The following is a 6,838-nucleotide window of genomic DNA, read 5'->3' as shown; positions in this document are numbered from 1 at the left end:
GCCGGCGGCGGCCCCGCGGGCCTGAGCGGGTCGTCGTTGGGAAGCACCGGGCCGCCGGCTGGTCCGGTCTGGGCGTAGGCCGGCAACACTCCACGCGACGGCGTGGGCTCGAAGGCGACCCAGCCGATTCCGTTAAAGAAGAGCTCGGGCCAGGAATGGGCGTCCCGGGAATCGATCTCGAACTCCTCCAGCTCCGTGCCGGCACCGTCGTCAAGGACCGCACCGGTGGGACGCCCCGGCGCGTAGCCGACCGCCATCCGGCTGGGGATGCCCGCGACCCGGGCCATGATCGCCATCGTCGCGGCGTAGTGGATGCAGTAGCCGGACTTTTCCTCCAGGAACGCTGCCACGACCTCGAAACCGCTCTGGTCGTAGCCGCCGTCGACCGGAGCCTGTTCCGAGTATGCGAAGCCGGACGTCCGCAGATACGTCTGGATGGCCATCGCCTGTTCGTACGGATTCTCCAGGCCCGCCAGCACGGTCGCCGTGGTGTCTGCGATGACGTCCGGCATGCTCTCCGGCAGCTCGGAGAAGACCGGATCGACGACCGGGTTGGTCGACGGTTCCGATGCGCGCAGCGCTTCCCTGGTCAGCGCCGGCCTGACGCTGCGCACCTCGTACTCCTGGTTGGCGGTGGTGGTGCCGGACTCGCCGCGGATGTTGAGGGTGCGGGGATCCCAGCTCCACGTGCCGCGGATGCCCGTGACCCGCGCCGGAGCGTACGGGGCCAGCAGCCAGGGGCTGGTGAAGGATGACGTACTGATCCGCGTGGTGGTCACCTCTCCGTCAGCCAGCAGGTTCCGCACGCTCGGCACCTCGAGTTCATCGATGCCGGTGCGGCGGTGGCCGTCGAAGTCGCTCGGGCTCCAGCGTGCGCCGGTCAGGTTTTCCAGCGTGACCGAGCGCAGATAGAGCGGTTCCCCGGCATCCGTGGCATAGGTCATCCTCCCGAAGGCGCCGGGCCGCCGGAGGTTGTCGCCCAGGCTCACCACCGGGTTCAGGCCCGTCGGCGCGCCCCAATTGAGCCGCGAGCCCTCCGGGAACAATCCGGACGTGAAGCCCGGGATGGCCAGCGGGAGCACCAGCGACACCGCGAGACCGGCCGCAGCTATGCCGCAGGCGCGGCGGATCTGCTCGACGGAGGCCAGCCGGCCCCTGCCGCTGCCGCCGGCGGCAAGCCACTGCGCGCAGCCCAGCACCAGCAGGTAACCCGCCGCTGCGGCCAGGAAACCCGCCGCTCCGATACTGTTCGGTTTGATGATGGCCGGAACGATGGCCAGGCCCAGCAGGCCCAGGCCGCTGATGGCAGGCATCTGCAGCGGAACCGCCAGCGTATCCACCAGCAGGGCGATCAGCCCCACACCCACGCAGGCCGCCAGCGCGATGCCGTCGTTAACCAGCACCGGAGCGACCTGCGAGACAACGGTGTCCCGGGCTTCCTCCAACATGGGATCAAGGGCAGCGAACGTGCCGGGGCCGGGGATCACGCCCAGGAAACCGGTCGGCGCCAGGAACATCGCCGTGACCGACATGACCAGTCCGGCCAGTCCCAGCAGTGCCCCGGCCAGCGGCGACCAGTCCAGCCGGCGTGCCAGCCCCGTGCCCGCCTCGGTGCAACAGACAGTCACGGCGGCTTGGAACAGCCAACTCCAGCCCTCCAGGACCCCGTGCAGGCTGGCCGCGGTGAGCAGGACGGCGAGTGCGACGGCGGCGCTCATCAACCATGGTGCGACGCCGGGGGAGGGCGGCCGCCCGCCGCTCCGGCCGGGTGTGTCCGGGCCGCGGAGTTCCGCCTGCTTGTCGACCGTGAGGGTCACGTGACCGCTCCTGTTCCCACCGGATCGATCCGGTCGACCAGGTCGAAGTGCGCCCAGGCGGCCGGCAGCGAGGCCTTGGGGCTGACCGCCACGGCCCGCCAGCCGCCGGCTCGCAGCACGTCCATCGTCGCCCGGGCCTGTTGCGGCCGGTCGGTCACGATCAGGGCGAAGGCATGGGAGCCGAATTCGGCGGCCGGGGCCAGCAGGCGCGCTTCGCCGGCGCTGATCTGGCCCAGGACCGCGACCAGCGGCCCCTTGTACTTATGCGCCGCAAGTTTGTCCATCAGCCGGTCCCCGAACGCCGGTTCTGCCGGATGCCGGTCGGACTTCCGGTGGTCTTCGGCCAGCCCCAGCGCGGCCAGCCCCTCGGCGAGGTCCTGATAGCCCGCCGGCCCGTCGAATTGCTCTTGGCCGGGCGACGGGGCCGAGGGGGACTCCAGGACTGCCGCCCGGGCCTGCACGTCCAGGAAGCGGACCGTGTAGTTGCGCTGCAGGAAGTCGTTGGCGGCCGAGGCCACGGCGGTCACGGCCCACTCGAAGGAGGGCGAGGTGTGCAGCAGGTCCCCGTGCGGGTCGGCGCCATCGCCGAAGGAGGGCAGCAGGCCGGTGCCGTAGGCCGAGGCCCGGCGATCCAGCAAGATGGTCGCCTGCGGCGTGGTCACCGATTCTTCCTGGCGGACCATGAGCTCGCCGTGACGTGCCGTCGCCGCCCAGTGGACCCGGCGCATCGGATCGCCGTAGCGGTATTCGCGGGTCATCACGTCGTCGTCGCTGGGATTGGCCTGCCGCCGGGTGCTGGCCGTGCCGTCCGAACCCCGTGCGCCGGTCAGCGAGGTGGCCGGCAGCTCCACGGGGGACGGGGTCACCACCAACGGGCTGGTTTCGCCCAGCTGGTGCCGGTGGTTGGCCAGCCCGAAGGGGTCGGAGAAATCCGCCGTCACCGGTCCGATGGCGAACATCCCGCGCTTGCTGGATCGGAGCTTGTATTCGTACACGCTCGCCCCGGAACGGGACGGGTGCCGCGCCGGGAACCGGAAGGACGGGGCCTTGCCGAAGCGCAGCGGCAGCTGCTCTTCCATGTACACCAGCCCCGTCAGGCCGCCGCTGCGGCGCACCGACAACCGGACCTGGACCACGAGGCCGGTTTCGACGGCTGCGGGCCGGAACTTCCGCTCCACGGTGAACTGCGGCTTGAGGAGCACCATTGCCGCCGCGGCCAGCAGCGGCAGGCTGATCAGGAACACCGCCAGGGTCAGCAGGTCCCGGCGGCCCAGGATCTGCGCCAGCAGCAGTGCCAGCACGCCGGCCGCCAGCACGCCCCACCCGCGCAGCGTGACGTACCTGGTGGGGAGCCAGCCGAACGCGTCCATGGCCGTCAGGAAGAGGCGCGGCGGGATTCGCCGCCCACGGGAACCTTGGCCAGCACGGAGGCCACCACGCTGGAGGCGTCTTCGCCGGCCGTCATCGCCTTGCGGTCAAGGATCAAACGATGCGCCAGCACGGCCTCGGCAACGGAGGCCACGTCGTCGGGCAGGACGAAGTCGCGGCCGTCCAGGGCCGCCGTCGCCTTGGCCGCGCGCAGCAGCTGGAGCATGGCCCGCGGGCTGGCTCCCAGCCGCAGGTGCGGGTGTTCGCGGGTGGCCCGACCGATGTTGACCGTGTATTCCTTCACGGCCGGCGAGACGTAGACGTCGCGGACCATGGCCATCATGCTGCGTACCTCGCCCACCGTGACGACCGGGCGGACGGCCTCCAGCGGCGAGACGGACTGGTGGGTCTCCAGCATTTCCATTTCGGCGCGGGGATCCGGGTAGCCCATCGAGATCCGGGCCATGAAACGGTCGCGCTGGGCCTCCGGCAGCGGGTAGGTGCCCTCCATCTCGATCGGATTCTGGGTGGCGATCACCATGAAAGGCGTATCCAGCGGATAGGTGTTCCCGTCCACCGTGACCTGGTGTTCCTCCATGCACTCGAGCAACGCCGACTGGGTCTTGGCCGAGGCGCGGTTGATCTCGTCGCCGATGACGATGTTCGCGAACACCGGTCCGGGGCGGAATTCGAACCGGTGCATGTCCTGGTTGTAGATCGAAACACCGGTGACGTCGGAGGGCAGCAGGTCCGGCGTGAACTGGATCCGGTGCACGCTGCAGTCGATGGTCTTGGCCAGCGTCTTCGCCAGCATGGTCTTGCCGACGCCGGGCACATCCTCCAGCAGCAGGTGCCCCTGGGCCAACAGCACCGTCAGCGCCAGCCGTGCCGCCTCCGACTTGCCGTCGATGACGGTCTCGATCGCGGCCCTGATCCGGCCGCAGGCGTCGTGGAACTCGGTCAGCGCGAGGCCCTCACCGGCCTCCAGGCCCTGACCTGTCCCCGGCCCCGCTGGATCGGAGCGGACGGTCCCGGCCTCTGCCATGTGCTGCTGCGTATCCATGAAGTACCTTCCGGTGTGCCTTCCCCGAGGGCCGGTTGATCCAACCCTACTTGCTGGCTGTGTGATGCGGTAGACACGCGGACCCGGCCCGGCCGGCCCGCCGTCCTTCACGCCGGAACCGCGCCCGGCGCTTCAGTAGGCTGGAAACATGTCCAATCCCGCAGCCGCCGTTGCCGGCGAAACTCCTCCCGCCTACACCGCTGACAGCACCGCAGCCCGGACGACGGCGGAGCGGAGCCCCACCGAGGGGGACGGCCGGCGTCGTAATCTCAGCTATCCGCCGGCACCAGAGCCGCTGCCCGTGCCGGTGATGGACAACCACACACACCTGGACTTCCGCGACGGACTGGTGGCTGTCACGGTCCGGGAGGCGATGGACGCCGCCGAGGCGGTCGGCGTTGCCGGTGCCGTGCAGGTGGGCTGCGACCTGGAGTCCGCCCGCTTCACGCTGCAGGCCGTCCAGGCCGAGCCGAGGCTGCTGGGAGCGGTGGCCATCCACCCCAACGACGCGCCCCCGCTGGCCGACGCGGGGACGCTGGAGGAGGCCCTGGCGGAGATCGAGGCGATCGCCGCGCACCCGAGGATCCGGGCGATCGGGGAGACCGGACTGGATTACTACCGGACCGGCAGCGGAGGCCGGGGCGCCCAACAGGACTCGTTCCGCCGCCACATCGACATCGCCAAGCGGCTGGGCCTCGCCCTGCAGATCCATGACCGGGACGCGCACGACGACGTGGTGCGCGTGCTGCTGGAGGAGGGCGCTCCCGAGAAAGTTGTCTTCCACTGCTTTTCCGGTGACGCGGCGCTGGCCAGGACCTGCAACGAGAACGGCTGGCACATGTCCTTCGCCGGAACCGTCACCTTCAGGAACGCCGACGGCCTGCGTGAGGCCCTGGCGGTCGCGGAACCGGCCCTGGTGCTGGCCGAGACCGACGCACCGTTCCTGACCCCGCATCCCTACCGGGGACGGCCGAATGCCAGCTATCTGGTGCCCTACACCATGCGCGCCATGGCCGAGGTCCTCGGGAAAGACCTGGCGCAGTTATGCACGGAGGTGGCGGAAAACACGGGGCGTGTCTACGGCTCCTGGCAGCACGAATAACACGCGGGTAACTATCCTGGCCAGACCCGAAAGCGGGCATGCCGGGATGCCCGGACGGGGAAGCGACGCTCCCTGCCCGGTGCCGCCTGCTGCAGGCGCCGCTTGTCGCCATGTCACGTTTCGATTACGGTAGGTAGCTAATGGCCGGGGTCGGGGAAGGCAACCGGACATTGTGACACCTGTGGCGGTAGCCGTTGGACGTTCCGTTCGTACGCCCAAACAGCCGCCGCGGGTGCTGCCTGCACTCGCACCGTGCCGTTGAAGCCGGCACGTCCCTCGCGCGTGTCTTGATGTCCCCGTGCCCGGAAACTGCAACAGATTCGGGAACCGTGACAAACGCACTGAAGAACCGCTGGGTGAAGATCGCCGGTCAGGTCGTCGTCATGACCGCCTTGGTCCTTGGGCTGGTGGCTTTTGTGGGCAACAACAAGTCGGTCACGCTGACCGTGGACGGGCAGGCGAGCACCGTCAGCACGTTCGGTTCCACGGTTGCAGACGTCCTGGCCGAATCCGAGGTGCAGGTCGGCGAGCTCGACGACGTCACCCCTGCGGTGGAGGAAGAGATCACCGACGGTGCCAGCATCGAAGTGGTCACCGCCAAACCCGTGGACGTGAACGTGGACGGCGAGGCCTCCACCGTGCACACCACCGCCGCCACCGTCGAGGAACTGCTGGACGAACTGGCAGTCAACGACAAGTCGGCCCTGTCTGCGCCGTTGACTGCCGAGCTGGCCTCGGTGGGCGCGGTGACGATCTCGACGCCGAAGAACGTCACCATCGCGGTCGACGGCAAGACCCGCAAGGAAGTCACCACCGCGACCACCATCGGCGACCTGCTGCAGGAGCAGAAGATCAAGCTGGGCAAGGAAGACAAGCTCTCCGTTGCCGAGGCCGAGCCGGTGACCGAAGGCACCAAGGTCAAAGTGACCCGGATCGACCGCGAGCGTGTGGAGGAGGCCGAGTCCGTCCCGTTCGAGACGGCCACCACGACCAACTCCGCGATGTACGAGGACGAAGAGAAGGTCACCCGGGCCGGGGAGCCAGGCGAACGCGTCAAGGTCTACGAGGTCGTCCTCACCGACGGCAAGGAAACCGACCGGAAGCTGGTCAGCGAAAAGGTCACCCGCGAACCGGTCAGCCAGAAGATCACGGTGGGCACCAAGAAACGCCCGGCCAAGGTCAACAACGCCAACGTCGGCGGGACCTGGCAGGCGCTCGCCGAATGCGAGTCCGGCGGCAACTGGTCCATCAACACCGGCAACGGCTACTCCGGCGGACTGCAGTTCAGCGCAAGCTCCTGGCTCGGCGCCGGCGGCGGCAAGTACGCGCCCTACGCCTACATGGCCACGCCCTCCGAGCAGATCGCTACCGCCGAAGTGCTGCGCAGCAACGGCGGTTGGGGCCACTGGCCGGCTTGTGCCGCCAAGCTGGGACTGCTGTAGGCATCCCGCCTGCCGTCCACCGGCCTCGGGCCCGGGCTTCGCTGCC

The 6,838-nt window shown here is 69.3% G+C and carries 5 protein-coding genes; 2 read left to right on the top strand and 3 right to left on the bottom strand.

What is annotated here, in order from left to right; translation table 11 throughout:
* From AC5RV2_RS12965 to AC5RV2_RS12955, 3 genes are all read right to left on the bottom strand, one after another.
* Positions 1 to 1,817: transglutaminase TgpA family protein (locus AC5RV2_RS12965; RefSeq protein WP_494092667.1), on the bottom strand; the 1,817-nt coding region annotated here is incomplete at its 3' end.
* Positions 1,814 to 3,187 carry a DUF58 domain-containing protein gene (locus tag AC5RV2_RS12960; protein WP_494092666.1) on the bottom strand — a complete coding sequence of 458 codons (1,374 nt, stop codon included), beginning with the start codon at positions 3,185 to 3,187 and terminating at the stop codon, positions 1,814 to 1,816. The genes AC5RV2_RS12965 and AC5RV2_RS12960, both read right to left, overlap by 4 nt.
* A 5-nt stretch (positions 3,188 to 3,192) precedes the next feature.
* The gene (locus tag AC5RV2_RS12955) at positions 3,193 to 4,248 is read right to left on the bottom strand and encodes an AAA family ATPase (protein ID WP_494068185.1); all 1,056 of its coding nucleotides are present in this window, start codon (positions 4,246 to 4,248) and stop codon (positions 3,193 to 3,195) included.
* Between the two features lie 148 nt (positions 4,249 to 4,396).
* On the opposite strand from AC5RV2_RS12955, the gene AC5RV2_RS12950 reads away from it, so the two are divergent.
* Together AC5RV2_RS12950 and AC5RV2_RS12945 are read left to right on the top strand one after the other, a co-directional pair.
* On the top strand, positions 4,397 to 5,350 hold the full coding sequence (locus AC5RV2_RS12950; protein ID WP_494092665.1) for a TatD family hydrolase: 954 nt from the start codon (positions 4,397 to 4,399) through the stop codon (positions 5,348 to 5,350).
* Positions 5,351 to 5,679: 329 nt separating this feature from the next.
* The gene (locus AC5RV2_RS12945) at positions 5,680 to 6,792 is read left to right on the top strand and encodes a resuscitation-promoting factor (protein ID WP_494092664.1); all 1,113 of its coding nucleotides are present in this window, start codon (positions 5,680 to 5,682) and stop codon (positions 6,790 to 6,792) included.
* The last annotated feature ends 46 nt before the right edge of the window (positions 6,793 to 6,838 follow it).

The sequence above is a fragment of the Arthrobacter sp. Y3225116 genome, from assembly GCF_059091245.1.
This window is presented reverse-complemented; position numbering and strand designations above follow the sequence as displayed.